This is a genomic window from Dyella sp. 2HG41-7 (assembly GCF_021390675.1).
GTDB lineage: Bacteria > Pseudomonadota > Gammaproteobacteria > Xanthomonadales > Rhodanobacteraceae > Dyella_B.
Genome location: NZ_JAJEJV010000004.1, coordinates 1,683,563 through 1,710,154, shown reverse-complemented (window position 1 = coordinate 1,710,154; position 26,592 = coordinate 1,683,563). Strand labels below are relative to the sequence as shown.

Here is a 26,592-nt window from a genome sequence, read left to right as displayed (position 1 = left end):
CCGCGCACCATGAAACCGGAAGATCTGCAGCGATTGGTGACCGTCACGATGCCGTACGGTAAATACCAGGGTCGCTTGATCGCCGATTTACCCGGCGCCTATCTCGCCTGGTTTGCGCGCAAGGGTTTTCCGCCCGGCGACCTGGGCAATTTACTGGCGTTGATGCTTGAGCTCGATCACAACGGATTGAAGTCGCTGCTGGATCCGCTGCGTAAACGCGGCTAAGCCACGGTATCGACAAACACGCCGCGTAGGCCGCTGATGCCGCTCTGACTGAAATGGCGCGCGAGTGTTTCCATAAACGATTGCAGGCTTGGCATCGTGCCATCCGAAGGCGCGCTGGCAGACATGCCGGACGACGCACCGAGCGACGTCCATAAGCTTTGAAACACCGAGGTCAGCTGACCGTCGCCACGCGATGTTTGCGACGTGCTGTTCGCGCTGGCGCTCAATGCCTGCGCCAAACTGGAAGACGCCGACGCCATGCTTCGATATTGCTGAATGTGCGGCGATGCGCTTTTCGACAGCGAAAGCGCGTCGATAGATTCGTTGCCAGTCGTCGCGGCATTCTCCGAATCCGCCGTGTTGGCGTTGGGGATCAGCCCAAGTTGCGTCAGAGCGGCGGCGATCGCCGAAGCGAGCGGTTCTGCACTGCCGGAATCCGTCGACGCGGCAGGTGTCGACGGCTTGGCTAGGCTGGATTCCTTTTTGTAATGACCGTAACGGTTTACATAAAGGCCGCTCACCGATGGCGACTGAGTGCTGACGATGCTTGGCAAACTCATAACCGGCAAAGCCCTTTATGAACGGTGAGCGCTCGACATATTACCTCGCCGCGCCAGTCGGCGAGAAACGGCCCGACCCGGGCCCGAAACGGAAGGCTAGGGCCTGTTCGTACTATTTGCGTGGCCCGCGCCGGGAGCTGTTTGCGCGCCAGCCAAGGAAGAGCGAGGGAGTGTACGTCCGTACACGACTAAGCGATGACGCGGGATGGCGGGCAAACAGACCCGGCCCTTCGGGTTGTCGATGAGTGGCCGCCATGCGGCAGCGCGCGGCTTGGCTTGACAGCCAGTCAAGCCGGCGCCGCACACTACCTCCTGTCGGCCACTCATCGACAACGCGGGCTACGTAAATAGTGCGAACAGGCCCTAGAGCTTGCCTGCGGCCGGCCGGACCAACAAGTGCTTCGGGCACGCCCTACCCGCTTTTCGCCGGCCTTACGGTTTGGCGCCCGCCGGCTAGCCCATTAGTCAGCGTTGCGGCGGCGGGGTTGTCATGTATACAGTGTATACATGACTCGCCTGACGACCACCGAAAAGATTCTCAAAGCTGCCAACGCCCTGTTCGAACGCGAGGGCGCCGATGCCGTGACCATGCGTCGCGTCGCCGATGCGGTGGGCATTACGCCCATGGCGATCTATCGCCATTTCCCCAACCGGGGTGCGCTGCTGAAAAAACTCTCCGACGACAGTTTTCAGAGCGTTGCGCACGAATGGAAATCGCGCTCGCGCAGCCGCGACGTGCTCAAGCGGCTGACCGCGTTGATGGAACCTTATTTGGATTACGCGCTGGCGCATCCGCATCTGTTCGATCACGCGTTTTCCGTACGCCGCGACGATGCGCGGCGCTATCCGGAAGATTTTCACGCGCGCCTTTCGCCCACCTTCAATGTCGCGCTCGACGCGGTTATCGAAGGCATGGCCCAAGGCGTGTTGAAACAGGACGATCCGCACGACGTCGCGATGACGATGTGGGCGCATCAGCACGGCCTGATCGCGCTCTATCGCGCGGGACGTTTCAGTTATGACGAGGCGCAGTTTCGCGCCTTCTACTTGCAATCCTTGAGGAGGTTGCTCGATGGCATCAAAGCATAGTTATTCCGCGCTGCTGACGTGGTTGGCAGCGACCGCCCTCTCCGCGCTGTTCTGGTGGTTCGGCAATGGCGTCCATGCGGTGTGGTGGCTGACATGGCTCTCGCCCCTGCCTGTGTTGTGGCTTGCGCCGCGCGTTCGCGCATCAATGGCTGCGTTGGCGTGTTTCGTTGCGTATGCCGCTGGCGCGTTGAGCACCTGGACCTATGTCCACACCTACATTGGGATGCCGTTGCCTTTCGAAATCTATGCCATCGGCATGGGCGGCGTGATGTTGATGTGCTGCGTGATGCTTTACCGTCGATTGTTGATGCGGGGTTATACGTTGGCCGCCGCATTGGCGGTGCCTGCGACGTGGGTCGCCATCGAATACGCCATCAATCGGCTTTCGCCGCACGCGACATTTGGCAATATCGCCTACACGCAGATGGACGCGTTGGCGGTCATTCAAATCGCCGCTGTGACCGGTCTTTGGGGCGTTGGTTTTCTAGTGATGCTCGTGCCCGGCGCGATCGCGCTGCAGGCAACGTCGCAGGCTTCCAAGTACGGTCGCCTATCGGTGGCTGCGTTGACCGCGTTGCTGCTGATCGGCACGTTGTCGTACGGCATGTGGCGTCTTCAGGCGCCCGCGACCGGAACGATGCGCATTGGCTTGGTATCGCTGCAAAAACCGACCCAGGTTCCGTTGAACGAACCCAAGGGGCAAGCGCTCGAAGCGCGTTACCTGGAAGCATTCGGTCGTCTTGCCAACGCCGGCGCGCATATCGTGCTGGCTCCGGAAGGGACATTCGGCACCGCGGATACGAGCATTCCCGCATTTTCTCAACTGTCGAATCAGCGCAATCTGATGGTCGGTTCTGGTATCGATTTTTCCGGCGATCCGCAAGGACATCGCAACATGCTGTTGGTGTTTCGACCTGGCGCCACGTCTCCGGCCACCTACATCAAACACCATTTGCTCCCCGGCATGGACCCGTTTATTCCGGGCGACAACTACACCATGCTTGAAGGCGACCCGCGCATCGGCATGGCGATCTGCAAGGACATGGATTTCCATGACATTGGCGACGCTTACGCCACGCGCCACGCGCAACTGTTGCTGGTGCCTGCTTCGGACTTCACCGTGGACGGCTGGTTGCACAGTCGCATGGCGATCATGCGCGGCGTGGAAAGCGGCTTCGCCGTCGCGCGCGCCGCGCATGCGGGCCGACTTACGCTAAGCGACGACCGCGGTCGTGTCGTGGCGGAAGCGTCCAGCGAGCGACGCGATGCCGAGCTGTTGGGTGATCTTCCGTTGCGCGACACGCACACGCTATATGCGCAATGGGGCGACTGGTTTGCATGGCTCGACGTCGCGCTGTTGGCGGCATGCCTGGTGCTGGCGTTTCTTCCGCGCAAAACGTCTCTGTAAACGGCGTCGTTGGCGTGGAGAAAATCGGGATGCGCACGATGCGCATCCCGATGAGGTGAATCACTTCTTCTTGCTTGTCGTCGTCGCGGCGCAAACCGGCGTCGGCAATGCGGCGTTGATCGCGCTGATATCGAAGCTACCAAGGCCCGTGGTGAAGTCCCAGCCGGGCGTCGCCGCATACAGGAAGTTATCGCCGAGCACGATGTCGTGAAAATCCACGGCAGCCGTGCCGAAGGGCTGGCCAAAGGTCGTATAGAGAATCGGCGCGGCGAAACCTTCGCAATTGTTGTGTGCCGTTTCCATACGCGCCCAACTGCCCACGGCAAGCGGCGACGCCAGACTTGTACCGCCCACGCCGATGTCCTGGCCGTTTACCACCACGTCGGCGGGCGCGATATTCGGGTCGGCATCCATCGCGATATCCGGCACGCCACGCAAGCCGCATGTGCTGCCGGTGGGCGGAATCACGCCATTGGTCCACGGGCCTGGCGATTCCCACAAACTGTTGCCGCCGCCACCCGAGATCCATGCGATCTCCGAGTTGTACGTATAGCCGGCATTGGTCAGCAACGACGTGCCGCCGACGGCGACCACGTATTCCGACGCCGCCGGATATTCGACCGCACTCAACACCACCGGCTCGCCCGCATTCGCCAGCACCTGACAGGATGCGCCACCGTCGCCGGAGGCGGCGAAGAACGTGATGCCTTCGGCCGCGCCTTGTTCAAACGCGAGATCCTCCATCAGCATCGCGCCGCTTAAATACTCCAGCGATTCGCAGCCACCGAAGGACATATTCACGGCCTTGACCTGATTGTCACCGACGATACGTTCGAACGCCGGAATAAGCGCCGCGTCCGCGAGCGAACCGGCATTATAAAAAACAATCTTTTGCAGATTGCCTGCCATGCCCGACGAGGACTGGCTATCCAGATCCCACTCATCGAGTCCCGAGGTATCGGTGGTCTGCAAACCGACCGGCACAACTTGATATGGCACCTGCGGCAGATTGAATTCCTGCTCGTACTGACGAAGGTCCAGCGGCACCTGCGTAATATCGCCTTCAGTCACAATGCCGATCGTCGTATTGCTGCCGGCAGGCGTGCCGCCGGCGTCATAGGCCGTCTGGAACTGCGGGCCGGAATAAGCCGGAGTCGTCAGCGGGTTTTGCGGCAGCGCGAGCTGCGTGCCCATCACGCCGACATTCTGCAACCCGACGACCACGGAGACGATGCTGGCGAGCGACAAAGGAACCTGCGCGGGTTGCGTGTTGGCGAATACATGGCGACCACCCAGATTGAACGACACGAGCTTGGTATTGAACGCGGATTCCACAACCTGCGCGCTACCGTCCGCGCTGACGGCAAGGTTATTGCCGGACACTGTAATATTGGTAAATCCAAGGCTGCTTAAATAATTTTCGACGGCGCTTACATCCGTCGCAGTCGGCGCATAGGTGGCGAGAAATTGTTGAGGCGTAATGACTTGACCGAACTGTGCATTGCCGGGCGTAGAAATCGCCGCAACCAAGGTATCGAGTTGCGCTTTATTGTGTGGCGCCAGGCCGACCACGATATGCATCGACTGACTGATATTAAGCGGAACCGTCACGATGCCCGACGGAATCGGCGTCGCCTGCGTAGCCGTATTAGCCCAAATGTCGCTTGCATAGGCGCCGTGCGGAACCATCAGCACGGTAGCGCCAACCAGAGCGGCAACCGTCAATGCACGATGAAGACGCGTAGAAACGAGACTACTCGAACGTAGCATTTCAAGTCTCCCAATATTAGATAACTATGTTGCGTAATAACTCCCCGTAAATGCGCACCCCTGTCGCACATCACGCGACGTATACAACCGAGCGTGTGCCTGCCACCTAAGCTAGGATCAGAACGGTGAGTTTGATGTGTAAAAAAAACGCGTCACTGCGCGCTAATCGTTTGCGATATCCATACCCACGCGTTATTCACGTATTTGCCGTTTAAAAGAGACCGAATACATGCCGCCATCGACCGTATCGGCAAGGCATGAATAACCAATCTGGCAATTTTGGAAGTCGAAAATGCGCGAACGCCGAGGGCAATAACCCTCGGCGTAGTTATCCGCACTCTCTTTTTTTAAAACGCGACGGCCCGCTACGTATTTTTGATCGTTGGGTTGCCCATCAACATAACGGGTTGGACTTCTTCCATTCTCAAGCCGGCTCTCGAAGGAACGATCAATATCGTCGAATAGATTTTTCCGCCGATCGTTGCTCGAAGAACGTAGGACCAATTTCCCTCAGACTCGAGTCCACGGTGGTTATCGAGAATGGTCATTTGATTAGGAGTGCGTGGATCGATCCTGAGATCGGTGAAGATCCCGACTTTTGGCGCGTTGCCAAGCCACGCAAAGCCTGGCTCTGGTTGATCGAGTGGGATGAACGATCCCGCTGCAGCGGCATCCTGCAACGTCCAAACGATGCGCTGCGGCTGCTTCGTATTTGGGAGGATTTCGACCGATTTGACACCGAGAGAGCACGGTGCGCCTGGTGGTTCCAAATAGACACTCAGCATGACGTCAAGACCGGGTTCCATGATGATCTCCTAACGATGAGAGATGGGTTTACCGTGACTTTCCCACTGCCATCCCTGCCTGCATTGCCCTGGCTTACTTGCCTTTGCCGGTTGCCGCCAGCGCTTTCTGCTGGAAGGCCGGATTGACGGGATAGGCGATACGCTGATGCTGTAGCGCGTCCACCAGCGCCACATCGCGGTAACCGCTGTCCCACAACTGTTGGATCAGGCGCTGTGCGTCGGGCTTTCTGTCCAACGCCAACAACGCTTCCACTTTCAGCGCCAGCAGGCGCGGATCGTTGCGCCCGCTCTTGACGCTTTGCATTGCGTTCAACGCGTCATGGCGCAAGCGTTGTGCGGCTTGCGCATCGACGGTCACGGCCGCGAGCAGCAACTTCCCATTCACGCTTGCCAGCAAGGTGGCGCGGTCGTCGGGTTGTTTGATTAACAGTGGATCGAGCATCGCCAGCGCTGCCTGTGCCTGCGCGAACGCGGCGTCGCTTTGGCCGGCGGCGCGCGATTGCGCGGCTTGCTCCAGTTTAGCTTCCGCGAATTCGCGTTGTACGCCGACGTTCGCCGGATCTTTTTTTGTCAAGGCGGACAAAATAGACAGCGATTGCGCAACCTGTTTCTGAGCGGTCGGCAGATCGCCGCTCAATCGATGGAGCCGCGCCGATTCCGACGAATACCGCGCAAGATCGTCCTGAAAGCTGGCGTTGTTCGGATCGATCGCCGCCAGTTGAGCGGCGATATCGACCGACTGCTGCACGTCGCGCATGCCTGTCTCGATATCGCCCGTGAGCGCCAGCGTGCGGCCGAGAATGGCGTGAACCTTCAGCATGTTCTCGCGCTGATCGTTGTTGCGCGGATCGCGTGCAACCAGCGCGTTCTCGATCGCGTCATCGGCTGTGTACTGGGCAACGGCCGATGCAAGATCGCCATCCATAAGCGCGAGTTTTCCAAGATTATTGTGCGCATCGCCCAATTGATCGGCCCAATCGGTTTTATCGGGTTTCGCCGCCACCAGTTTCTGGCACAGCGCCAGCGTGCTGCGGTACGGAGCAATCGCCTCGTCGAGCCGACCACGCGCTTCGAGCACATGCCCGATATCGTTGTCGATCATCGCCAATTCGTATTGCAGCGTGAGATCGCTGGCATGGTTCGGTTCGACACGCAGCAAAACCGTTTGCGCCGATTCGAAATATTTTTGCGCATCGTCAAGCTGTCCTTGGTACCAATGGACCATACCGACATAGGCCACGATGCGCGCGTAAGCGAGTTGTCGTTCGACGTCATCCGGCGCTTTTTCGGCCAAACCGGCGGCGAGTTTCGATGCGGCTTGAAACGATTCCATCGCCGCGGCCAATTGACCTTGGTCCAGTCGCACGCTGCCGATCTCCTCGAGCGCCTTGGCGCGTTGCGCCAGCGCGCCGTCGGTGACGTCCGTGGTCGGCAACGACTTGAAATACGCCATAGCGTGATCGTTGACCGTTTCCATGATGTCCAGTCGCGACACTTGCTGCAGCTTGTCGTTGAGATCCCCGAGCATAAAACCGACCAGATCTTCCGCCTGCTTTTGACGCCGCACAGCCGCCTCGCTCGCGACGACGGCGGCATGCCGCGCAATCATGGCCATAATCGCTAACGTGGTGGTCATCGCCATCACGATCAGCGCCAGCGTAGCCAGCGCGGCCATGCGTCGATAACGTCGTTTCAGCTCGCGTCGTTTCAACGCATCGAAATCGAGATCAAGCAGACCGGCGATTAATTTCAATTTGGCGTTGGTTTTGCCATCTTTGCCAGACCGCGCATCGGCGGCGATGGGCTCGGTGCGTTCGTCGGTCAATTGGCTGTCGCTGCCCATTCGATAGCGCAGCGCATGCGTAAAACATTCGTCGGCTTCGCGACCTTGAAGACCGCTTGCATTCGGTTCGCCTTCGACGATCAAGCAGAAAATGCGCTCGCTGCGGCCTAGTCGTTTGAACGCGAGCACCTCCTCATCGACCCAGCGCGAAGCGGCCGAGCGCGGCGAGCAGATCACGATCAGGTTTTCCGATTGCGCCAGCGCTTCGTTGACCTTACGGCCGAGATCGGTGGCGCTGGCCAGTTCGTCGCGATCGCGAAAAATGGGTGCGAGGCGTTTTGGAATAACGCCCGCCGCGGTGGTCGCGCCAACCAGCTGTTTCGGCAACGCGTACGTTTCCAGCGCCTTGTGCAGCCAACCCGCCCAGGCTTTGTCCTGGTGGCTGTAGCTGATAAAGGCCCTATATCGAGCGGCCGGCGTCGCGGAAACGGGGGTCATGGCGCACAACACTCCTTTTGAGTGTCGCGTTTTCCCTCGCGGGAATTTCCCCTGGGTGGAGCCAAATCAAGCGCTGCGGGCGGCCATGACCAGTGCTTGAACCTAGGAATTCGCCGACTCTATCATGGTTCCGCGCTGCCGGCGTGAGTCTCTCGCGCCTCGGCGTCCCTCTCGACCAACGCCTTATCGCGCGAGATTGAACCAGCCGAGAACGTGTCGCATCCATGCGTTTGCCTGATCGGGATTCCACACGAACGTCGCCACGCTTTCCGCCGGCATCGAATATTCGAAACGCGTCTGACCTTGTGCGACGGAAACAAGCCGCGCTTTCTCATTGCTATTGACCATCACCAGCACGATCGATCCGTCCGATGCATTTTGAAACGCCACATTGGCGATGCCTTCGTCGTCGAGCATCGTGGATTCCACGCGCACGGCGCCGGGCAATACAAATTTACTAAAGTGCGCGAACGCGTAGTATTCGTCGTTCCGTGTCACCGCACCGGTGTGCGAGTCGATCGTGACCACGCCCTTGCACAAGGCGCAGCCGCCAAAATGCGGACCGTGTTGTTCGTCGAGCACGATATTCCAATACACCACGCCACGCGCCCACTGCCGCGTTCCGGTGACCAGCAATTCGCGCGTAAACCACAATAGCTCGCCGTTGACGGCCGACGCCCAATCGCCGCCGGAACACTCGGTGATGTACGTATCTTTTTGTGGATACGCGCGATGGATGCGACCTTGCGCATATTGGCTGCCGTCGTAGCAATGCCATGCCACGGCGTCGATATAACGCGAGGCGTCAGGGTCGGCCAACATGCTCATCGGTTGATCGGGCTGATTCCAGTTGTGGTCCCATTCCCAGATTTGTGTCTTGGGACTGCGGCTCGCCAGTTTAGGACCGAGATACTGGCCGATGACGCGCGCACGCGTGGCCTCGGGCATTTCCATGCCGGGATACGTCACCGGCACGAAGCCCGGTTCGTTCTGCAAGGTAATGGCGAAAATCGGAATGCCATAACCGAGATACGCGTCGAGATATTTGACGAGATAATCCGCATACGCACTTTCGTACTGCGGCAATAATTCTCCGCCGATCAGATTTCCGCTGGTTTTCATCCATGCCGGCGCGCTCCATGGCGACGCCACGATAACCAGTCCCGGATCGATGGCGAGCACTTGACGCACGGTCGGAATCACATCGTGCACGGTGGGCGTGATGTTGAAATGCTGCAGTCCTGGATCGACTTGGCCGAACGGAACATCGTCCAACGTATAGGGCTTCAACGAGAAATCCGACGCGCCAACCGTCAGGCGCATCATGTTCAAACCGAGATTGGGCGGCGGCCCATACAACTCGTGCAAAAACGCCCGGCGCTGAAAAAAGTTCAGCTTGTTCTGGATCAACCACGCCGACGAATCCGTCATCGCCGCGCCAAAGCCGACCATGGTTTGAAACCGTTTCTGCAGATCGATCACCACATCGGGGGTCGACGCGCCGCGCGGAGTCATGTCGATATCCGGTTGCTGCTGCAACATCAGGCGACGATTCGCCGTGCTCAACCAGAGTTGAACCGTGGGCAGAATCGAGCGCGCCGACGCGGCGACTTGGGGTTTCGCCGCGGGAAGCGTAAAGAGCGGCGCGTTGAGAGCGACCAACGTAACGAGGACGAGCAACGCGACAAAGACGATGGTCGTGCGGTAGGAATCGGACCTGCGCTCGTTCATGGGGCCCGAGTCATCCGTGGCCGTCGGTGCGATTCATTTGGAACATGCAGCTTTCTGGCTCCGGCGAAAAAGGCGACATGCTTTTTCTACATGGGAAACGCGCCATGAGCCAGTCTTGTTTACGCCGACGGTTTCACGAATCGTCACAATCATTCTATCGAACGTGCCGGGTGGGTGATATCGCCATCACCCGGCACGAGAATCGCCGATGTTGCGAATCGGCCGGCTTTCGGCTGAAAGCCGGCCTCAAATACTAGGGCCCTGAGGCTGCCAGACCATATTTCGCGGCGCGCGTCTCGATATTCGGATCAAGCGCCTGTGCAGCGACCAGATCCGCTTTTCCAGCCTCAGCCTGTCCGCTACGGATTTTCGCCAACCCGAGCCCATAGCGCGACCATGCAGAGCGTGGATTTCCCGCTGTGGCTTGCTCGTAGGCTTTGATCGATTCGGGATAATGACCCAACCGCAATTGAACGAGGCCGAGGCTGTCGAGATAGGCTGCATTTTCTCCATCGCGCTTGATCGCCTTGCGGCAATCGTGCAGTGCGTCGTCCAGCATTTGGTTGCTCAGCGCCCTTGCCCAGCAGCGTTCGTTGAGCACCACGCCAAGACCTGAGTCGCTACTGTGCAGGCGAATCCAATCGTCGAGCAAAGGCAGCGCCGAGGCGGGTTGGTCGAGTTCGATGTACATGGCGGCCACCGCACGCGATCGCGACGATCCTGCGGGGGCCAAGGCGCTTGCCGCCGCTACGTCGGCTGCCGCGCCTGCACGGTCTTTGTGCATGAAGTGAACCCTTGCGCGCAGCAGCAAGCCATCGAGATTCTTGGGATCTAGGCTCAAGGCTTTGTTCAAATCGGTGAGCGCCGCATCGGATTGTTTGGCCGCGCCAAACGCTCGTGCGCGAGCGACGTAATAATCGGCCTGATCGGGCGCCAAACGAATCGCCTCATTCAAATCGGTAATGGCCGTCTGCGGTTCGCCGCGAGAAAGATCGGCTTCGCCACGCAACGCAAAGTCGGACGCATTTTTAGACGCCGCGCCGTTATTGTCCGTGGCAGTGCCGGCATTGGATTTGTCGCCGTCGCCCGTCGCATCCGCAAACGCGAACACGCGCCCACCGTTGTAAGTGAAATAGGCCATCTTCTGGCTATTGGAAATAAACATGTGATGGGCAAGGAGATAATCCAAGCCCAGCAGCATGTCGGTATTGATGTCGCCAAACGTGCCATCGATGACTTCCATCTCGCTATGCTGGATGGTTTCCGTGCCGACGGAAAACGAATCGACAGGCACTATCCACGTCTGGACCGTCTTCTGACCGATACCGGACGCGTAGCCTTTTTTCACATTCGGCGCATTGAGGTCCAGACCGGCTCGCTCAGCGGCATGACGGCTTATCAAAGTGGCCATGGAGCCCGAATCGAGCACGGCATGCACTTTCTTGCCGTTGATCATCACGTCGACAAACGTGCGTTGATCGAATCGATCGCCGGACGGTTCGAGCTTGACCATGAAGTAATCACGACCCGTCGCCCAATAGGACAGCGCACTGTTGTCGCAATTATCAACCTTAAAAAAACTCAACTTGCCATGCGCAAAATCGATTTCCAGGTCGGCGAAATCGAACAGATTCGCGCCAAGCAATCCTGTACCCGCGTCCGAACCACCGACGATGAAATCGATATTTTTGAGCGTCGTTCCGAGTATGCCGAATTCCTTGACGTGCGTGTATTGCGCGTTCGCGGAGCCGCCGACGCCGATGAGGCGGAAATTGTCGGGCAAGTCGCGCAGCTTGAGCCCCAGCGATGACGCATTGGCGCGCGACATGTTATTGAAAAACGCACCCGTATCAATAATGAAGTGCGTATCGGTTCCGTTGATTTTCACCACTGTGGTGGCGCGCCCGCCGACCAAGTCCACCGGCAACGTGCCGTAAAGCATCAACTGACATTTAGCGGCGCGCGCCTGGCTTGCGAGCAGCAAGCCGATACCCAGACAACACACACGCAAGATGCCGATTGCCAACCTACCTGCAACGAATCGCTTTTCACCGTTCATAACTATCCCTGAAAAAATGTTTCCGCCGCTATTCGCTCTTACGCACAAATGCCGGGCAGCCGCATTCGATCCGAAAAGGCAGACCGCCTCATCGAGCGAATGTGTCACATATAGAAAGTGATGGCGCAATGCGCCCCGAAATTCCCTTTCATGACCGCCCCTGATTCGGTCGATGCCCCTACAGCATCGTGAGGCGCGAAGCGGTCGCGGTCAAGATTGGGTTTGGCGCGCAAATCCTTGCGGAGCCGATAAAGGCCGCCCATTTGCGGTCAAGACAAATTGTCGCGTTCCAACGCGCGCGAACGATGGATCAATGGGCGAATTCTACTTTCGAGTTCAGGCGCCGATAGCCTGAAGCAGTTGCTGCCGACCGTCTTTCAAAATCTCGTCCGCTAGCGCCGGATCGGCGTCGGCCACAGCGCGCGAAAGCATGAGCAAGCCGACCATTTGACTGAAAAGCCCGATGGCCTTTTTTCTTTTTTCACGTGCATTCTTACCCTCGACCACGCTCGCCAACTGGTCGAAACTCCAGGACAGTCCTTGCGCATACGATTGCTGCGTTTCGTCCCCGAGTCGGCGCACATCGCCGGCAAACGCGGACATCGGGCAACCTGCCTCGATATCGGCGCAATGATCGGGCGACAAGTACCAATCAATATGCCGCTTCAGCGCTTTGGCCGCCCCGCCCTTCGATACGTCGATGTTGGCGATAAGTTGCGCTGCGCCGCCCTCTAGCGCCTTTTCCATCACCGCCTCGACCAGCGCGTCTTTCGATTTGAAGTGGTTATAGAAGCCGCCCTGCGTGAAGCCCGCTGCTTTGGTCAGCTCGGTCAAACCCACGGCGGCCACGCCGCGCTCGCGAAAGAGTTTCTCTGCGGCGGCGACGATAGCTTGTTTATTTTCAACAGCTTGCTGCTTGGAAACGCCCATTTGCCTGCTCCTGTCTAGCGACCTTTCAGGATTTCTATCAAATCACAATGGTGATCACCATTGACAATGATTTGGGATGGGTCCACTATAGCTCATGTCGATGGTGACCACCATTGTGATTGCTATCTTGCCTTAAACCGCTGAGCAGCCGGCGCTGGCAGCGACCTGAAGAGGAAACGACCATGTCCACGCGTTCGCCCGAACAAAACAAAGCGCTGGTGCTGGAAGCCTTCGACACGCTGTTCAACAAACGCGACTACGCGGCGGCCGAACGCTTTTGGTCCGACACGTATATCCAACACAGCGCGCATATCGAGCCGGGCCGCGACGGCCTGTTTAATCTGATTCGCAGCATTCCCAGCAGCCTGCGTTACGAGCATGGGCTGATCTTGGCCGAAGGCGATTACGTCATCGTGCACGGTCGCTTCTCTGGCCACGGCCGCCCCGCGGCCTGGATCGCCGCCGATGTCGTGCGCATCGAGAACGGCAAGCTCGCCGAACACTGGGACGTACTGCAAGACGAAGCCACGCAAGCCGAATCCAAGAGCGGATTGCCGATGTTCGGCAATCGCTTCCCTGCCTGAAATCTTCCACGGAGACATCTCATGAAACTCAATGGCAACACGATCTTTATTACCGGCGGCGGCTCGGGCATCGGCCGTGCGCTTGCCGAAGCGCTGCACAAGCTGGGCAACAAAGTGATTATTGCCGGCCGTCGGCGCAGCCATCTCAACGCGGTGATCGCCGCCAATCCGGGCATGCATGCGATCGAATTGGATGTCGCCGACATCGCCAGCATCGAGCGCGCCGCTAAAACCTTGATCGCCGAATATCCCGACCTCAATGTCTTGATCAACAACGCGGGCATCATGCAATTCGACTCAGTCGACGGAAAAATCGACGACGCGCTGCTGACGTCCACCATTACGACGAATCTGCTTGGCCCGATTCGCATGACGTCGGCGCTGATCGAACATCTTAAGACCAAAAACAACGCCGTAGTGGCTTATACAAGTTCCGTGCTTGCGTTCGTACCGCTTGCCGTCACCGGTATTTACTCGTCGACTAAGGCGGCAGTTCATTCTTATGTGTTGTCGCAGCGTTTCATGCTACGCAATACGGGCGTTCGCGTACTTGAAATCGCTCCGCCGTGGGTACGCACCGAACTCCTGAACAGCCAGGAAGCGGAACAAGCCATGCCGCTCGATCAATTTATCGCCGAAACGATGCAAGTTCTCGGCACCGATGCAGACGAGATCCTGGTCGAAGGCGCCAAGCAGTTCCGCGCCAACGTCGGCCCGGATGAGCACGGCTTCGTCAACGGTTTTAACGAGCAGGCCATTGCGTTGTTTGGCGCTGCGTAATGGTGTTGGTTTGTCGCCCCGACAACAGTCGGGGCGACAATATCCAATCAGTACGACATCGACAACGACGTCATCCAGGTTAGCGACGCTGGCTGTTTCGGCGTCGGAATCGGATTGACCGTATAACTGAGCTGATTGGAAAAATAGACGCCGCGCCGTACGCGGTAAACATACGACAGCGCATAGTTGCGGCTGAAATCCACCGCGCTAAAACCGTTTGCCTGTTGCAAGTGTTCAAACGATTTGCTCAATCGGTTGAACGTATAACTTAACGCGAACGCGTCATTCGGCCGCTCGAACGGGCCTAATACATAGAGTGTTGCGCCGACATCCCCTGCATAAACGTTACGATCGGGCGGCGCATAGTCGGCTTTTGCGTTGATATAAAAACCGCGAAACGGCTGCGCGTTGTCGGTCTGTACCAGTTGATAGTCGCCGACCAGATAATAGGCGTAGTTGTTGTTCGCATAACCGCCGTGGAAATCCGGGAACCGGCTTTCGTTGTAGATCACGCCCTGACGTATCCACATCATTTTTTGTTGGGGCGCGGCGTCGTTCGTGTAGCCAAGCTCATTGATATACAGCGCCTTGGCGTTGGGGATATGCCATTTCAGCCCCCAGAAATTGTTCGCGTCCCAATCCGCTTGCGGTCCATCCGGATCGACGCTGCGCGTGACGCCAAAACGCTCGTAAAAATGTTTGCTGGGCGAAGCTAGACGAACGTTGATCTCGGGGGCCGTCTTATTGAAGATGAAGCCGACTTCGTACGGGATGGAACTACCGACACCCGCGGGCGATGCGGTGGAACTGGTGCCCAAGGAAAACCCGTAGAACTGATTGCCAATCTCGTCGTATCCGTATTGGACCTGCAACCTTCCGTCGTAGAAACGCTGATTGATATAAAGACTATTGATGGCGAAACCGGTCGGGTTTTCTCCTTTATAGGAGAACGCCTGCACATTCGCGTTGAACACGAATAGCGATGCCCCGGCAAATCCAATCCGGGACAAATCGTAGGTGACATTGATATACGTGTTAGCCCGGTAAGTGGGGTCTTGCCCAATATAGAGCTGTGGGCGCGCCCCATGATTCAACATATCGAATGTGCCGCCGCCGAAAACGCCGCCCTGTATCAACCAGCCGTTTTCAGCCAGTTCTGAGCGAAATTTACCCAATTCGGGCGACACGGTATCGCAGGTGCTGATGGCCGGGTTGGTGGTGCCTTGCGGTTGCAAGGTGTCGTACCGATGGCAGGCAGGCACATCGGAATTGAAATTCGCATCGAGCGAATCGGATGGCAATAACAAGGTGGCGCGCGCGCTTCCGCAAGCGGCCGATAAAACAAGGACCAGACCTGCAGCAAACACCGGCGCGGTACGACTAGTCGTTTTTTGAGGCATAACCGTCTCTGGCGCCTTCGTTATTTGACGGGCGCATAAAATGCACATGGATTGTCGTGGGGAAAAAACGGAGCCTCGCTTAGTAACGTAGCGATGCAAGCACGCTATATACAGTGCCAGATGTCATACCTGGTTTAGTAACACGCAACCTGCGTGGCGCGCCGCATGATTAAAGCGAATTGGCTGCCGTGTCAGTTAAAACGATTAGCGTTCAAATGCATTGATAGGCATTTGTCAGCGTCGCGAATCTTTCTACTCAGAAACTCGGACGCCAACACTGAAAAATAAAAGGAAAACGGCGCACTCGGATAATCCAAGCTGCGCCGTTTCGTTATCTCGGACAGTCAGTCCGATGGATACTTCTGTCGCAATAGAAAGAACTACAACTGCATCCACGCGCCTTCATCGGCGGTGCCGTTCGCAGTAACGGTGGAAATCCCTTGCGTTGCGATATCCAGCAGATGCACCGACATATATTCGCCTTCCTGCGGTCCCTGGATGATGTAACGCGTGCGATCGAGCAGGATGTGCGATTCGTCGTCGGACCAGGCGACCGGATAGTAGTACTCGAAGGCCACCGGATGCGTGGTGATCTGGCGAACGGCGCTGCCGTCGGCCGGCATTACAAACACCGCGCCGAATGTACCGTAGCTGGAACCCGGCACATTGACGTTGTTGGAAAATGCCACGTAACGGCTATCGCGCGACCAGACTGGGGAGCTGCCATAAAAGCTTCCGAATTCGGAACCCTTGGTTTTGCCGGTGGTGAAGTCCACCACTTCCATCGCAGAGGTGGAATCCCACGCGTAAACGCCGTGCGTACCATCCGGCGAGATCGACAGATGCGCGACATCGCCAATTTCCAAATGCGAAACGCGCGTTGCTTTACCGCTTGCGACGTCGACGCGGTAGACATCCGAATACGCAGGCGGATTGACGCTCACGACGCCGTAATAATGAACTTCCACAAAAAGCTTTCTGCCGTCGATCGACCACTGCGGCGCCTGGAATACCGCGTCGGTCGGTCCGGGGCAGAACACGACGTGCTGATCGCCGCCGCTGGGCCTTACGAGCGCCAGGCACTGGTTGGTGTCAACGCCGCCGTCGATATAAGCAATCCAGCCGCTGGATCCCCAAACGGGAAGCTGGTGACGGCTCTTGCCCAGCGTAATTTGCTTCAGCTTTCCGCCGCTGCGATCCATGGTGTAGATCTGCGACTCCGTAAACCAATCCGCCGTCGCAACGCGCTCAAAAACCACATCGCCGCCGTGCGGAGACCAGCGCGCGCCAAGATCGAGCGTTCCCACGGTCAACGGCAGCAGCGTCGCCGCCGCGCCTCCGGCGGTCGATGCGCGATACAGCGCCGTGCCGTCGGGACTGTCCGACGTATCCACGTGCGTCTGCGTATAAAGAATTGAACCGCCAGGCGCCTGTCCGGCTGCTTGGACGCTGGATGCGAACGCCGCCACGCTTAAGCCGGCAACAACCAAGGAGAACGTCGCTCTAACGCGACGCGCTAGCTTTATTACTTTCATACGGAATGACCTCTGTGATCCCCTAACTACATCCCCTGTTTCGGGATGCTAGGAATACAGGTGTGAAGCTCTGGGGAAAAAATCGCGGCGTCGACACGTGCTTCATCTTGGTATTTTCTACCGCGATTTTTAGACCTTAACCCTCGATTGGAAGGGTCGTGATGCGTCCTGAATTTCCGCTATTCGAAATGAATCGCATTGGCCCAAACGCGCGCCGATAAAAACCCTTCTTTTGGCTTACAAATCGCGCTGCCTATCCGCAAGCGTCTGCCGTACACGATCCAGGCCGGTATCGACAGCAGTCCAAACGCCCTCTTCGCCCACAACCCGGCAAAAAAGTTCGTTAATGCCGCCCGGCGTGGCGTGCTCCCGCATCAGCGTTTCGAAATCGGAATTATGTCCGTGCAACGAAACAGCGATTTCCGCGAACATCGCCGACACATAATGCTGGGCTTCCGATTGAGCGACGCCGTGCGCTGCGAGCCAATTGCTGATCTGATTCAAATACAGGAAGTGCGCGGCGATCGTCGCTGTCGCGGCGGAGAAATGATCGAACGTCGTTTCATCCCTCGCCTCGACTACGGGACCCAAACGTTCGAACAGACGGCGCGCGAATTCGGTAGCGGGAAACAGAGGCGTGATACCGCGGCGAACCGCAACGGACGGTAACGGAATGGCGCGCGCAATATCTTTTGCAGGCGACGCGAGTTCACGCAGCAATGAAAGCGGAATGCCTGCCATCACACTTATCAGGCTTTGATTTCTAAATTGGAGCGCCGACATCACCGCGCGCGCATCGGCCGGTCGCACACACAAGAGCACGACGTCTGATCGGTCGACAACGGCTTGATTACTGTCCGCGATGCGCACATTCGGATACGCAGCGGCAAGTTTCGAAACAACACGCGCGCTGCGTGGCGAAAGCAAAATCTCCGGCGGATCGCTGCCTTCACTCAAACCCGTAACGATGGCAGCACCGATCGCCCCTACTCCAACAACACCAAGCATCGCGTGGGCTTCCTAATGGGCGTGTGGGCGCCAAGGCGTCGATTATGCGCCAGCTTAAGCGGACAGCGACAATGGCTTGGGCAGCGCAGGGCGGCTATCGGCGCGGCGAGACACAGCCATGCGGCACATCAGCCAGAAGCTGATGTGCCGCCGTGCAAATAGAATGACCGAATAACCGGACTCAAGGCGCGGCATATTTCACGCAATGCGGCGCCGAGATCATCGCGCCCCGTATGCCGCACGCGTTATGCAAGCTTATCCCTGCGGCGCAGCAGGCATCTGGCTGCCCTGATTGGGAACCGCAGGCTGCGCAGGTTGATCGGGCTGCGCTGGTGTCTGCGTGGGCGCTGCCTGGCTTTGAGCGCCAGCGAAATCCACCACCAGACTTACGCGACGATTGGGTTCGCCGTCATCGCCCGTCTTACCTTTCAGCACTTGGCGATTGGACGCCTTGCCATAGCTCACGGTGTGAAGCTGGTCCGCCGACATGCCGGCCGAAACCAGGTAATCGCGCACGGCATCGGCGCGTTTATGCCCGAGCTTCATGTTGTAACCCGCACCGCCCGCGGAATCGGTAAAGCCCTCCACGGTTACCACGGCTTGCGGATAGTTTTTCGACATGATTTTGGCGAAATCATCCAGCAAGGGTTTGTCTTGATCGCGCAGCGTGGAATCGTTGAAGGCGAAGTGGGAAACCGTGTCGACACGAATGCGGCCATTCATCTCAGCAATCTTCGCATCGTACTGAGCGAATTTTTGCTGCATCTGTTGCGTCAGACCGTCGATTTCCTGCTGCTGCTTCTGTTGGTCGGCTTTAATCTGACCAATCGCCGAGTCGAAATCGGCCTTCTTGACGTAACCATTACATCCGCTCAGTGCCACAGCCAGTGCGGTCAGCGACACATAAGCAATACGTTGATAGGAATGCATGAAAAGAATCCTCCTCGATGAAGCGGATGAAAACGGCGGCTTGGTGGAATAAAGGTCTTCTGCCGTGTATTGATCCATGTCATCGATTCGACTCTCTTCTACTGCATGCAGAGCATCTGACCGTTATCCGGGATCTGCCGTCTTCTTATAGCCGCCTTGCGCAGATCGATGACCGCTTTCGCGCGATCGATACGCAGTGAAACAAACGATATGAACCTCAAACACATCACCAGCAAACGCCATGGCGCGAGCCTTAGCGAGCTCGACTTTGCAGCGTTATGTGTTGCCATAGTGTGAACCCGATACACACAAAAACCGCGTAAAACGGTCTAACGGACACGACGGATGCGTTTGGCTTTTTCAAATCGACTTTGCGGCGTCGCGCGATTTCCCACTTGCCTTAGCGGCGTAAATCCAGGCATTTTTCAGCTATCCACGCTTCCTGATGGACTTCGCTCACTCCTGCTCTGCAGCATTTTCACGAAGTGTATGGAGCACGTTTCGCTCGACATGAACGAATGATTGATGAGCAAACGCGCATCAATCTTCAATGGCCTCGATACCTTGTCGCCGGGCGTTTTCCACGGCGTCGCGCATCGCATTCAGCCGTTCAGCCGAGTGACCTTGCCAGTCGGTGACTTCACCGATGATGCGAAGAGGACTGCGCGAACGGTACGATAGGGTGGGATTTCCAGGATATTTCTTATCCGTCAGGTTGGGATCGTCTTCGAAGAAACCGGTCGGTTCTACGATATATATCCGACCGCGCCCCTCGCCTATCGCCAACTCCGCGCCCCACGTCGCGGCGTCCAAGGTCTCTGTCAGATAAACGAAGGCAGCCAATTTTCGTTTGCCAAAATTCGAAGCAAACCCCGGCTCGATCATATCGCCCCGTTGAAGATCAGCCTTTGTGCCGTGGTAATACGTTCGCAAATCGCTCATTGCACTGCTCCGGTTTTTCTGTCGTCGCGACAGGCCGGCAATGCTGAACTATGCCATGGGACTTTCCGCAAGCCCCACCCTGTTGTATATATTGATAACGGGAGGCGCAATGCGCCTTTTTTATTTTTGACGTTCATAGCGGTTCTAACCGCTATGTCGACGCGATCAGCGTCAACCTTCCCCACCTTTCTTTGCTGCGATGAATCGGCTTTCGAGTCGCCGAAGAAACCATCGCACGACGATTCCCACCGCCATCACCGCAGCAAAAGCGCCGTAGCCATAAAGCGCAGGCATCACCTGCTTCCAGATACCGCCGCTTTCCCGCCCAAAATCCCCGACGTTTTGAATAGCAATATCGTCGAATGCGATGATGGCGCTACCATAAGCGAGGCCGAGCGCAATAAATATAACCGCGGCGTCGTAAAGCTTAAGAAGCCAGCCGACGCGATGGCGTTTCAGCACGGACCAATAAATCCACGCCAAAACCAGAAGCCAAGGGCCGAGAAGCAGCAGGGAAAGGTAGCGCATAAAGGGGGAATAATGAGTCCGCGCCCATCCTATAGCGTTTCGATGGAAGGCGGACGGCGCTGTGACATTGCGCCATGCCCGCCCAGCGACGATCAGGAGCGCGACGACGCCGAATTCTTTTCCATACCGGACGGCGTCCAGTGAAACACTTCGTCGATCTTTTTCCCGAACACATGCGCGATGCGAAACGCGACATCCAGCGTCGGAGAATATCGGCCCTGCTCGATCGCCGCGATGGTCTGGCGCGTTAGACCGACACGTTGCCCGAGTTCCGCCTGGGTCATGTCCTGCGCGAGAAAGCGCAGCAGACGTATTTCATTGGTCATCGTGTCAGTGGGCATGCTGCGGCGCCCGGCGATAACCGAGAACGATCAGGATATAGCGCATCGTTTCGCTGCATACAATAAAGAAAAGCGCCGTATTCACCAGTTTCCAACCGGTATCGGTGAACGGCATCACCACACCGACGATAATCAGCCCAGTAAGCATCAGAAAATACGCGGCGCGGCTTGCGCGTGCGTCGATCGCGTGATCGCGTTCGTCGGCAAATAAGTCCTGACCGCGCTCCTGGTATTTGAACATCGCGAAACCGACGAGATAAACCACCGCATGCAGCGTGGCGACAATCGCAAAGCTTCCGATGCGTTGCAGCGGCGTCATGCTGGCGAACGTATCGGGTACGGCGATCAGCAGACCGAAATAAATCAAATAGACCGGACACATGCTCCACAACGACAACCAGGCGCGCTTCTCGATCGGTGACATGGCCCACCCCTCCAGTTAGTCATGTTTTGCTGACATGATGTTAGTTATACATAACATCATGTCAAAGTCAACAGCCATGGGCCGCCTGGCCAAGCCGGGCGCCAGAACGTCCTACTGCTGAATATTCCATTTGACGATGGCCCTGACTTCGCGCTCGAAGCCAAGCACGCTGACTGTCGCCGTATCGAGCATAAGATGCGCACCCAGCGACGGTTTCCCCGTCGTCCAAACCGCGGCCAGCGTGCGCAGAAAATGCGCGTGCGAAAACAATGCGATGTTGCTCGCTCCACCACTCAGCAAGCGATCGATAAGCGCCTGCGCGCGCGCACCGATTTGCGCCGCGTTCTCGCCTTCGGGAACGGGCGACGACCACACCGACCAATCGGGCGCTTCGGCGCGAATATCCGCCGTAGTTAGCCCTTCATAGATGCCGTAGTTCCATTCGTGCAATTGGGGTTCGATCACGGCCTGATCGCCAAGGCCCGCGAGCTCGCACGTGTCGATGGCGCGTTGCATCGGACTCGTCAATACCACATCGAACGTCTGCGTCGCCAGAAACGGCGCCAGCGCGGATGCCTGCTTGCGCCCCTGCTCCGTCAACGCGATATCGGTACTTCCGGTGTGTCGGCCGGATTTGCTCCATTCGGTTTCGCCATGGCGAATCAGCCAAATACGCGTGGTAGGTTTCGACATGGCGCGGATCAACTCTATCGATAAAAAAACGAAGAGCCGTATTGTGCGCTATCGATCCCAGTGCTGTCCCCAAAACACGTGCGGATAATCTGCATCTGACATGCGGCGCAGCCGATACATGCGCCATTGAAAAAAAGCGTGGTGGATATAGTTGCCCCAACGCGGACGACCGCCGCCGAGATACGGAATCTCGGTAAATCCGTCCCAAGGCCCTGCGCCCGCGGCGGCGATTTGCACCTGACCGGCGCTGGCTTTAACAGAGTTGTTACTCCATGTAACGTAGGTTTTCCGTCCGCCCAAGTGCTTTTGCAACGCGCTCGAAGAATGCAGGGGAAACGTACAGCATTGCTGTTTGTTATTAGGCATTAAGCGCACTGGAGGACATTATGAGCAACAAGCCATCAATCGTATTGGTGCATGGCTTTTGGGGCGGAGCCGCTCACTGGGCGAAAGTCATCCTTGAATTGAATCGCCTTGGATATAAGGACATCCACGCTGCCGAGATACCTCTCACGTCTCTCGCGGAAGATGCCGAACGTACGCGCAAAATGATCGGCCAGATTAGCGGCCCGGTAGTGCTAGTTGGTCATTCTTACGGTGGCGCAGTGATCAGCGAGGCAGGCAACCTTCCTAACGTCCACGCCCTGGTTTATATCGCGGCTTTCGCTCCCGATACCGGTGAAAGCCCAGGCGGCATAACGCAAGAGAAATTACCGGAGGCCGCGCCAAATCTCGCCCCCGATAGCGACGGCTATTTGTGGCTGAAGGTGGAGAAGTTCCACGAAAGCTTTTGTCAGGACCTGACCGCCGATGAAGGCCTGGTGATGGCAGTCACTCAAAAGGCTCCACTCGCCAGCACATTTGGCGACAACATCACCGACCCTGCATGGAAGCACAAACCGTCGTGGTATCAGATCTCAAATCACGACAGGATGATCAATCCTGAAAATCAAAAAAAGATGTCCGAAAGGATGAAGGCTCGTAAAGTCATCAATTTAGACGCAAGCCACGCATCCCTTGCGTCGCAACCTGGCAAGGTGGCCGCATTGATTGACGAGGCCGCGTCATCTATCGGCAGATAGTTCGATAAATGTCGACCACTTCGTTGAGTGGTCGACCAAACGCAGCGACGTTGTCTTGAGAAAGAAAAGCGCCGAATGGCGCTTTTCTATTGCAACGTGATGTGCATCAAAGAACTAAATCAGATCAGCATCACTTCGCTGCTTTGCCCTGCAGCTTTTTCACATAACCAAGTTCATTAATGGACGTCTGATCTCCTGGCTTTATACGGAGGCAGTCCTGATACTTTTGAGCCGCGTCATCCAGCTTATGTAGCTCCACCAGCACAAAGCCTTGTCCACGCAAGGAGCGGCAGCGGAGCGGAATTTGTTGATCCGGTGGCGCAAACTCGGCGGCGCCTTCTGCGCTCTTATAGGTCTCCATGGCGGCCGACCAGTTCTTCTGAGTTTGGTAGGTATTGCCAAGCTCGGACAGAAAATGTGAATTGAACGGTGAGAGCGCGAGCGCTTGATTGAGGCTGGCTTGTTCTTTTGTCATGTCGCCGAGTTCGCCATACGCATAGCCGCGAAGGAAGTAAGCAAGCGCCCACGTGGGCTTAGCCAAAACTTCCGCTTCCTGATGATCTTTTGAGGCGGATCCTAGGTAGATCAGCGATTCAGTCATCGTTTCGGCACAATAGATTCGTTTCTTGCTATGCCCGTAGGCCGTTTCGTAGGTTTGAATAATCTGTGCAAGCGGACCGTCGATGGCATCGGCACTCTTGCCCGCTTGGATCTGCTCCATCGCTTGCTGCAAAAGCTTTTCCTGTGCATCGTCGTCGACCGGAGAATGTGCCTGTGTTTTAGTCGCCGATGTGCTGGCTGTCGCCTGCCCATAAGCCATCGACACCCATCCGGATGCCAAGATAACCAACCCCATACGTAAAACGACCGACGCCATAACGTGCCCCTTTCCTTGTCCAATGGATTAGTTCGCCAAACGAAGCAACCAAGTTCTACGGCGAAGTACAAGCGAACGATGTCAGCGTAACCCCATCAAATACGACAGCAACGGCCTTTCAACGAAAGCGGCTCATGTTTAAAGAGCCGATCCATAATCCTGGCCACGCTTTAGATCAAATAGGCACCATTTGCGAAGGCAAAAGATAGAGACTCAATCCCATAAGAGCGATGCCGAGTCCAACGCAAATGAGATTTCGCCAGGTCAGCGACCAATTCGTCGCTACGAACAGCGGATACACAACCGCCCACAACGCGACCATACCGGACAGCCAGACTATGGATTTGCGCTTAGCCAAGACAATCGACCAGATGAAGCCCGCCACCCAGAACAGCGCGCCCAAAGCACCCAAAAGGACGCTAAGCGCAGCGAGCAGATTCTGAAACAAATCGAGACCGTCGGACGGATCTTCCTTCAATTGAAACGCGACCGGCATGATTATCCACTGCGCTTCCGGTTTGCCGTTTTTCGTCGCAGGCGAAAACGACCACTGCGAAATGCTTCGCAACGCCGCCTCGTCCAAATCCGCGTGCCCGCTGGATTTGTCGATAGTCGCGCCAACGGCCCGACCATCTGTATTCACTTCGACTTTTACGAGGACCGTACCTTGCTCTCCGGCATTAACGGCGGCCGGGGGATATTCAATAGGCGCGTGAATCACTGCCGGATCGGTCGCGGCAGCTTGTGTCTGCGCAAAGCTGAGCTGGCTCATTGCAAGCAGACATAACGCTGCGACGAATACTCGCTTCATAAATCCTTTAGTCATTACACGTGCGCGATGAATCATTTCACCTTTTGCGGACATTGTTTCGTCACCCCGCGGCCGAGCCATGCCAGCGCCGTATGTCGGTGAGAAACGCTTCCCTCGATAACCCGCTCTGAAACGCCCGCTTAGGAATAAGCAATGCGTTGCCGGTCGTGCTGACAATGCAGATGACTTCGTCGTTGCTTCGAATAGAGCCGACCATGCGCCAGGTTCTGGAACCGCTCTTTTTGCCGATACGCGTTGACCAGCCCTCGGGCCCGACATCCAGCAACCGCTCTTGGCTTTTGAAAGCGATCTGTGGCCACGCTGCCATGACGACAACGACCGTCGGCAAGATCCATACGTATCGAAGCAGAAACGTAGACAGATGAAACGCGCCGCCTTGGGAATCCAACGTATCCCATGTGATGCCTGCAGCGATGAGCAGGTGCCACCACCCATATTTGGAACGCCACGCGCGCCAGTACCAGCGCCACACTTCTATGCGGCTTGAGCTATAACGAAGGGAATAGGTCGTATCGTTTGTGTCCACCTGTTTTCCCCAGACATGCAAAATCGACCTGTCGATACATAAGAAATGCTCGCTTTGCCCGGAAACGCGCTTTCCGGCTAACACGCCAAGGCGAATATTAGAACCGCCTAGGCCGCGCTCGTATCACTTATCCAGGCACTCAGGTTTGCACGGCCAAAGGAAGGGGCTGTACGGGCGCAGGAGCTTTTTTTCCTTTCACTTTTGCGTCGATAGCGGACACCACCCAGTGGACTCCCGCTCCCATAATGAAAACTGAAACCAAGAAGAAGACATAGTGCAGACTCTTTGGATCGATCGCCCAACCAAAAAAGTGGCGATACCATCCAACAAATCCCATGTGAATCAGGTACACCTCGAAGCTCATCGCTGTAAGTCGCGGCAAATGCCAGGGCAGCCGACCGAGAGCTCCCGCCACACTAAGCGTTCCAAATCCCATGAGGGGTTGAACCAACCAGACATATTTGTCGTTGGATACGAGCAACGTTCCGATCAATAGACACAGAACACCCAGTGGGATTGTGCGAATCAACCAACGGTCGGTCTTCTCCGGATGTTTCGCCAGCATGATGCCCACGTAAGCGCCAATCACAAACGACGCGCTCCACGCGAACGACGTGTACGCCATTCGAAATGGACCCAGATTCAGGTTCAAATAGCGGCTCACGACCGCCAGGACTAGACATACGATGAAACCCGCGACGCCGAATTTGTCGATAATCCGGAAGACAAAAGGAAAAACCAAATACAGCACCAGCAGCGACGGCAAAAACCAAAAATGCGTCGACAGCATCGTGTCCTGGGCTTGGGGCAATAAAAGAATATCTTTCAGCCACCCCGCCCACGTCGTCGGTATGACGAATAGCCGATCCCAGGTGCCAATCGAGTAAACCACACCCTGGTAGGCAAAAAGAAAGACGACAGCCGTCCAATAAGGGATGTAAATCCGGGCGGCGCGATCGACAAAGAAGCGCCCCCATCCTTTCCGATTGCGGGCCGCAGACAATCCCAGGCCTAAACCGCTGATCGCAAAGAAGAGAAAATCGGCCGTCCAACCGAGCTGAAACGGAATCGAGAGAATGCCGTGGGCGGAACGAAGCATCTCCAAAAGCGTCAGCCGCGGCTCGCCAAACTGCAGCCAAAAATGGAAGGACAAGACGCCCACCACCGCCAGCAATCGCGCGTTATCGACCCATTTCAGCTTGGACGTCACCACTAGCCTTCCTTCCCTTTGTTGACACTGCAACTCCCTAT

Annotated in this window: 26 protein-coding genes; 6 read left to right on the top strand and 20 right to left on the bottom strand. The window is 56.9% G+C overall.

Annotation, left to right across the window (positions count from 1 at the left end; genetic code table 11):
• The first annotated feature begins 9 nt into the window (after nucleotides 1-9).
• Nucleotides 10-225, top strand: a complete 216-nt coding sequence (locus L0U79_RS08970; protein ID WP_233841662.1) for a DUF3820 family protein — start codon at nucleotides 10-12, stop codon at nucleotides 223-225.
• Here the strand turns inward: L0U79_RS08970 and L0U79_RS08965 are convergent.
• The gene (locus L0U79_RS08965; RefSeq protein WP_233841654.1) at nucleotides 222-785 is read right to left on the bottom strand and encodes a hypothetical protein; all 564 of its coding nucleotides are present in this window, start codon (nucleotides 783-785) and stop codon (nucleotides 222-224) included. The genes L0U79_RS08970 and L0U79_RS08965 overlap by 4 nt on opposite strands.
• 507 nt (nucleotides 786-1,292) lie before the next feature.
• On the opposite strand from L0U79_RS08965, the gene L0U79_RS08960 reads away from it, so the two are divergent.
• Both L0U79_RS08960 and L0U79_RS08955 read left to right on the top strand, forming a co-directional pair.
• Complete coding sequence (locus tag L0U79_RS08960) at nucleotides 1,293-1,874, top strand: TetR/AcrR family transcriptional regulator (RefSeq protein WP_233841652.1); 582 nt, start codon at nucleotides 1,293-1,295, stop codon at nucleotides 1,872-1,874.
• Nucleotides 1,858-3,282, top strand: a complete 1,425-nt coding sequence (locus L0U79_RS08955) for a nitrilase-related carbon-nitrogen hydrolase (RefSeq protein WP_233841650.1) — start codon at nucleotides 1,858-1,860, stop codon at nucleotides 3,280-3,282. Before L0U79_RS08960 ends, L0U79_RS08955 begins: the two co-directional genes overlap by 17 nt.
• Before the next feature lie 60 nt (nucleotides 3,283-3,342).
• Here the strand turns inward: L0U79_RS08955 and L0U79_RS08950 are convergent, their stop codons facing one another.
• The 6 genes from L0U79_RS08950 to L0U79_RS08925 all read right to left on the bottom strand — a co-directional run bounded on the left by L0U79_RS08950 (nucleotide 3,343) and on the right by L0U79_RS08925 (nucleotide 12,859).
• Nucleotides 3,343-5,052: a S53 family peptidase gene (locus L0U79_RS08950; protein ID WP_233841642.1), complete on the bottom strand. Its 1,710-nt coding sequence runs from the start codon at nucleotides 5,050-5,052 to the stop codon at nucleotides 3,343-3,345.
• Nucleotides 5,053-5,417: 365 nt separating this feature from the next.
• On the bottom strand, nucleotides 5,418-5,858 hold the full coding sequence (locus tag L0U79_RS08945) for a hypothetical protein (RefSeq protein WP_233841640.1): 441 nt from the start codon (nucleotides 5,856-5,858) through the stop codon (nucleotides 5,418-5,420).
• Nucleotides 5,859-5,931: 73 nt separating this feature from the next.
• Nucleotides 5,932-8,139 carry a toll/interleukin-1 receptor domain-containing protein gene (locus tag L0U79_RS08940; protein WP_233841638.1) on the bottom strand — a complete coding sequence of 736 codons (2,208 nt, stop codon included), beginning with the start codon at nucleotides 8,137-8,139 and terminating at the stop codon, nucleotides 5,932-5,934.
• A 183-nt stretch (nucleotides 8,140-8,322) separates the two neighbouring features.
• On the bottom strand, nucleotides 8,323-9,870 hold the full coding sequence (locus tag L0U79_RS08935) for a glycoside hydrolase family 30 beta sandwich domain-containing protein (RefSeq protein WP_233841624.1): 1,548 nt from the start codon (nucleotides 9,868-9,870) through the stop codon (nucleotides 8,323-8,325).
• Nucleotides 9,871-10,123: 253 nt separating this feature from the next.
• Complete coding sequence (locus L0U79_RS08930) at nucleotides 10,124-11,929, bottom strand: aspartyl protease family protein (protein WP_233841622.1); 1,806 nt, start codon at nucleotides 11,927-11,929, stop codon at nucleotides 10,124-10,126.
• Nucleotides 11,930-12,265: 336 nt separating this feature from the next.
• Entirely contained in the window at nucleotides 12,266-12,859 is a 594-nt protein-coding gene (locus L0U79_RS08925; protein ID WP_233841620.1) for a TetR/AcrR family transcriptional regulator, read from the bottom strand.
• 182 nt (nucleotides 12,860-13,041) lie between these two features.
• Between L0U79_RS08925 and L0U79_RS08920 the strand changes: the two genes are divergently transcribed.
• Together L0U79_RS08920 and L0U79_RS08915 are read left to right on the top strand one after the other, a co-directional pair.
• On the top strand, nucleotides 13,042-13,443 hold the full coding sequence (locus L0U79_RS08920; protein ID WP_233841614.1) for a nuclear transport factor 2 family protein: 402 nt from the start codon (nucleotides 13,042-13,044) through the stop codon (nucleotides 13,441-13,443).
• A gap of 21 nt (nucleotides 13,444-13,464) precedes the next feature.
• Nucleotides 13,465-14,223, top strand: a complete 759-nt coding sequence (locus L0U79_RS08915; RefSeq protein ID WP_233841612.1) for an SDR family NAD(P)-dependent oxidoreductase — start codon at nucleotides 13,465-13,467, stop codon at nucleotides 14,221-14,223.
• A 47-nt stretch (nucleotides 14,224-14,270) separates the two neighbouring features.
• Here L0U79_RS08915 and L0U79_RS08910 read toward each other — a convergent pair whose 3' ends face one another.
• The 9 genes from L0U79_RS08910 to L0U79_RS08870 form a co-directional block, all read right to left on the bottom strand.
• On the bottom strand, nucleotides 14,271-15,623 hold the full coding sequence (locus tag L0U79_RS08910; RefSeq protein WP_233841600.1) for a carbohydrate porin: 1,353 nt from the start codon (nucleotides 15,621-15,623) through the stop codon (nucleotides 14,271-14,273).
• Between the two features lie 380 nt (nucleotides 15,624-16,003).
• Entirely contained in the window at nucleotides 16,004-17,158 is a 1,155-nt protein-coding gene (locus L0U79_RS08905; RefSeq protein ID WP_233841593.1) for a hypothetical protein, read from the bottom strand.
• Nucleotides 17,159-17,395: 237 nt separating this feature from the next.
• Nucleotides 17,396-18,166, bottom strand: coding sequence for an NAD(P)-binding domain-containing protein (locus tag L0U79_RS08900; protein WP_233841591.1), 771 nt, complete (start codon nucleotides 18,164-18,166; stop codon nucleotides 17,396-17,398).
• 255 nt (nucleotides 18,167-18,421) lie between these two features.
• Nucleotides 18,422-19,096, bottom strand: coding sequence for an OmpA family protein (locus L0U79_RS08895; protein WP_233841589.1), 675 nt, complete (start codon nucleotides 19,094-19,096; stop codon nucleotides 18,422-18,424).
• 540 nt (nucleotides 19,097-19,636) lie between these two features.
• Complete coding sequence (arr, locus tag L0U79_RS08890; protein WP_233841587.1) at nucleotides 19,637-20,038, bottom strand: NAD(+)--rifampin ADP-ribosyltransferase; 402 nt, start codon at nucleotides 20,036-20,038, stop codon at nucleotides 19,637-19,639.
• Nucleotides 20,039-20,209: 171 nt separating this feature from the next.
• A complete protein-coding gene (locus L0U79_RS08885; RefSeq protein ID WP_233841585.1) occupies nucleotides 20,210-20,566 on the bottom strand; it encodes a hypothetical protein in 357 nt (118 codons plus the stop codon).
• Nucleotides 20,567-20,658: 92 nt separating this feature from the next.
• Complete coding sequence (locus L0U79_RS08880; protein ID WP_233843879.1) at nucleotides 20,659-20,892, bottom strand: helix-turn-helix transcriptional regulator; 234 nt, start codon at nucleotides 20,890-20,892, stop codon at nucleotides 20,659-20,661.
• Between the two features lie 4 nt (nucleotides 20,893-20,896).
• Nucleotides 20,897-21,331: a DUF2178 domain-containing protein gene (locus L0U79_RS08875; protein WP_233841583.1), complete on the bottom strand. Its 435-nt coding sequence runs from the start codon at nucleotides 21,329-21,331 to the stop codon at nucleotides 20,897-20,899.
• 111 nt (nucleotides 21,332-21,442) lie between these two features.
• Nucleotides 21,443-22,024, bottom strand: coding sequence for a histidine phosphatase family protein (locus L0U79_RS08870; RefSeq protein ID WP_233841581.1), 582 nt, complete (start codon nucleotides 22,022-22,024; stop codon nucleotides 21,443-21,445).
• A 386-nt stretch (nucleotides 22,025-22,410) separates the two neighbouring features.
• Between L0U79_RS08870 and L0U79_RS08865 the strand changes: the two genes are divergently transcribed.
• Nucleotides 22,411-23,106, top strand: a complete 696-nt coding sequence (locus L0U79_RS08865; protein WP_233841579.1) for an alpha/beta hydrolase — start codon at nucleotides 22,411-22,413, stop codon at nucleotides 23,104-23,106.
• A gap of 130 nt (nucleotides 23,107-23,236) precedes the next feature.
• Here the strand turns inward: L0U79_RS08865 and L0U79_RS08860 are convergent, their stop codons facing one another.
• The 4 genes from L0U79_RS08860 to L0U79_RS08845 all read right to left on the bottom strand — a co-directional run bounded on the left by L0U79_RS08860 (nucleotide 23,237) and on the right by L0U79_RS08845 (nucleotide 26,551).
• On the bottom strand, nucleotides 23,237-23,983 hold the full coding sequence (locus L0U79_RS08860) for a hypothetical protein (protein ID WP_233841572.1): 747 nt from the start codon (nucleotides 23,981-23,983) through the stop codon (nucleotides 23,237-23,239).
• A 175-nt stretch (nucleotides 23,984-24,158) separates the two neighbouring features.
• Nucleotides 24,159-24,848: an energy transducer TonB gene (locus tag L0U79_RS08855; RefSeq protein WP_233841570.1), complete on the bottom strand. Its 690-nt coding sequence runs from the start codon at nucleotides 24,846-24,848 to the stop codon at nucleotides 24,159-24,161.
• 7 nt (nucleotides 24,849-24,855) lie between these two features.
• On the bottom strand, nucleotides 24,856-25,341 hold the full coding sequence (locus L0U79_RS08850; protein ID WP_233841568.1) for a YcxB family protein: 486 nt from the start codon (nucleotides 25,339-25,341) through the stop codon (nucleotides 24,856-24,858).
• A 139-nt stretch (nucleotides 25,342-25,480) separates the two neighbouring features.
• Nucleotides 25,481-26,551: an acyltransferase gene (locus tag L0U79_RS08845; RefSeq protein ID WP_233841566.1), complete on the bottom strand. Its 1,071-nt coding sequence runs from the start codon at nucleotides 26,549-26,551 to the stop codon at nucleotides 25,481-25,483.
• Between the last annotated feature and the right edge of the window lie 41 nt (nucleotides 26,552-26,592).

What these genes read in the sequence shown, in the direction of transcription:
- L0U79_RS08970 (WP_233841662.1), top strand. Translation starts at nt 10, where the DNA reads ATGAAACCGGAAGATCTGCAGCGATTGGTGACCGTCACGATGCCGTAC.
- L0U79_RS08965 (WP_233841654.1), bottom strand. Translation starts at nt 785, where the DNA reads ATGAGTTTGCCAAGCATCGTCAGCACTCAGTCGCCATCGGTGAGCGGC.
- L0U79_RS08960 (WP_233841652.1), top strand. Translation starts at nt 1,293, where the DNA reads ATGACTCGCCTGACGACCACCGAAAAGATTCTCAAAGCTGCCAACGCC.
- L0U79_RS08955 (WP_233841650.1), top strand. Translation starts at nt 1,858, where the DNA reads ATGGCATCAAAGCATAGTTATTCCGCGCTGCTGACGTGGTTGGCAGCG.
- L0U79_RS08950 (WP_233841642.1), bottom strand. Translation starts at nt 5,052, where the DNA reads ATGCTACGTTCGAGTAGTCTCGTTTCTACGCGTCTTCATCGTGCATTG.
- L0U79_RS08945 (WP_233841640.1), bottom strand. Translation starts at nt 5,858, where the DNA reads ATGGAACCCGGTCTTGACGTCATGCTGAGTGTCTATTTGGAACCACCA.
- L0U79_RS08940 (WP_233841638.1), bottom strand. Translation starts at nt 8,139, where the DNA reads ATGACCCCCGTTTCCGCGACGCCGGCCGCTCGATATAGGGCCTTTATC.
- L0U79_RS08935 (WP_233841624.1), bottom strand. Translation starts at nt 9,870, where the DNA reads ATGAACGAGCGCAGGTCCGATTCCTACCGCACGACCATCGTCTTTGTC.
- L0U79_RS08930 (WP_233841622.1), bottom strand. Translation starts at nt 11,929, where the DNA reads ATGAACGGTGAAAAGCGATTCGTTGCAGGTAGGTTGGCAATCGGCATC.
- L0U79_RS08925 (WP_233841620.1), bottom strand. Translation starts at nt 12,859, where the DNA reads ATGGGCGTTTCCAAGCAGCAAGCTGTTGAAAATAAACAAGCTATCGTC.
- L0U79_RS08920 (WP_233841614.1), top strand. Translation starts at nt 13,042, where the DNA reads ATGTCCACGCGTTCGCCCGAACAAAACAAAGCGCTGGTGCTGGAAGCC.
- L0U79_RS08915 (WP_233841612.1), top strand. Translation starts at nt 13,465, where the DNA reads ATGAAACTCAATGGCAACACGATCTTTATTACCGGCGGCGGCTCGGGC.
- L0U79_RS08910 (WP_233841600.1), bottom strand. Translation starts at nt 15,623, where the DNA reads ATGCCTCAAAAAACGACTAGTCGTACCGCGCCGGTGTTTGCTGCAGGT.
- L0U79_RS08905 (WP_233841593.1), bottom strand. Translation starts at nt 17,158, where the DNA reads ATGAAAGTAATAAAGCTAGCGCGTCGCGTTAGAGCGACGTTCTCCTTG.
- L0U79_RS08900 (WP_233841591.1), bottom strand. Translation starts at nt 18,166, where the DNA reads ATGCTTGGTGTTGTTGGAGTAGGGGCGATCGGTGCTGCCATCGTTACG.
- L0U79_RS08895 (WP_233841589.1), bottom strand. Translation starts at nt 19,096, where the DNA reads ATGCATTCCTATCAACGTATTGCTTATGTGTCGCTGACCGCACTGGCT.
- arr (WP_233841587.1), bottom strand. Translation starts at nt 20,038, where the DNA reads ATGAGCGATTTGCGAACGTATTACCACGGCACAAAGGCTGATCTTCAA.
- L0U79_RS08885 (WP_233841585.1), bottom strand. Translation starts at nt 20,566, where the DNA reads ATGCGCTACCTTTCCCTGCTGCTTCTCGGCCCTTGGCTTCTGGTTTTG.
- L0U79_RS08880 (WP_233843879.1), bottom strand. Translation starts at nt 20,892, where the DNA reads ATGACCAATGAAATACGTCTGCTGCGCTTTCTCGCGCAGGACATGACC.
- L0U79_RS08875 (WP_233841583.1), bottom strand. Translation starts at nt 21,331, where the DNA reads ATGTCACCGATCGAGAAGCGCGCCTGGTTGTCGTTGTGGAGCATGTGT.
- L0U79_RS08870 (WP_233841581.1), bottom strand. Translation starts at nt 22,024, where the DNA reads ATGTCGAAACCTACCACGCGTATTTGGCTGATTCGCCATGGCGAAACC.
- L0U79_RS08865 (WP_233841579.1), top strand. Translation starts at nt 22,411, where the DNA reads ATGAGCAACAAGCCATCAATCGTATTGGTGCATGGCTTTTGGGGCGGA.
- L0U79_RS08860 (WP_233841572.1), bottom strand. Translation starts at nt 23,983, where the DNA reads ATGGCGTCGGTCGTTTTACGTATGGGGTTGGTTATCTTGGCATCCGGA.
- L0U79_RS08855 (WP_233841570.1), bottom strand. Translation starts at nt 24,848, where the DNA reads ATGTCCGCAAAAGGTGAAATGATTCATCGCGCACGTGTAATGACTAAA.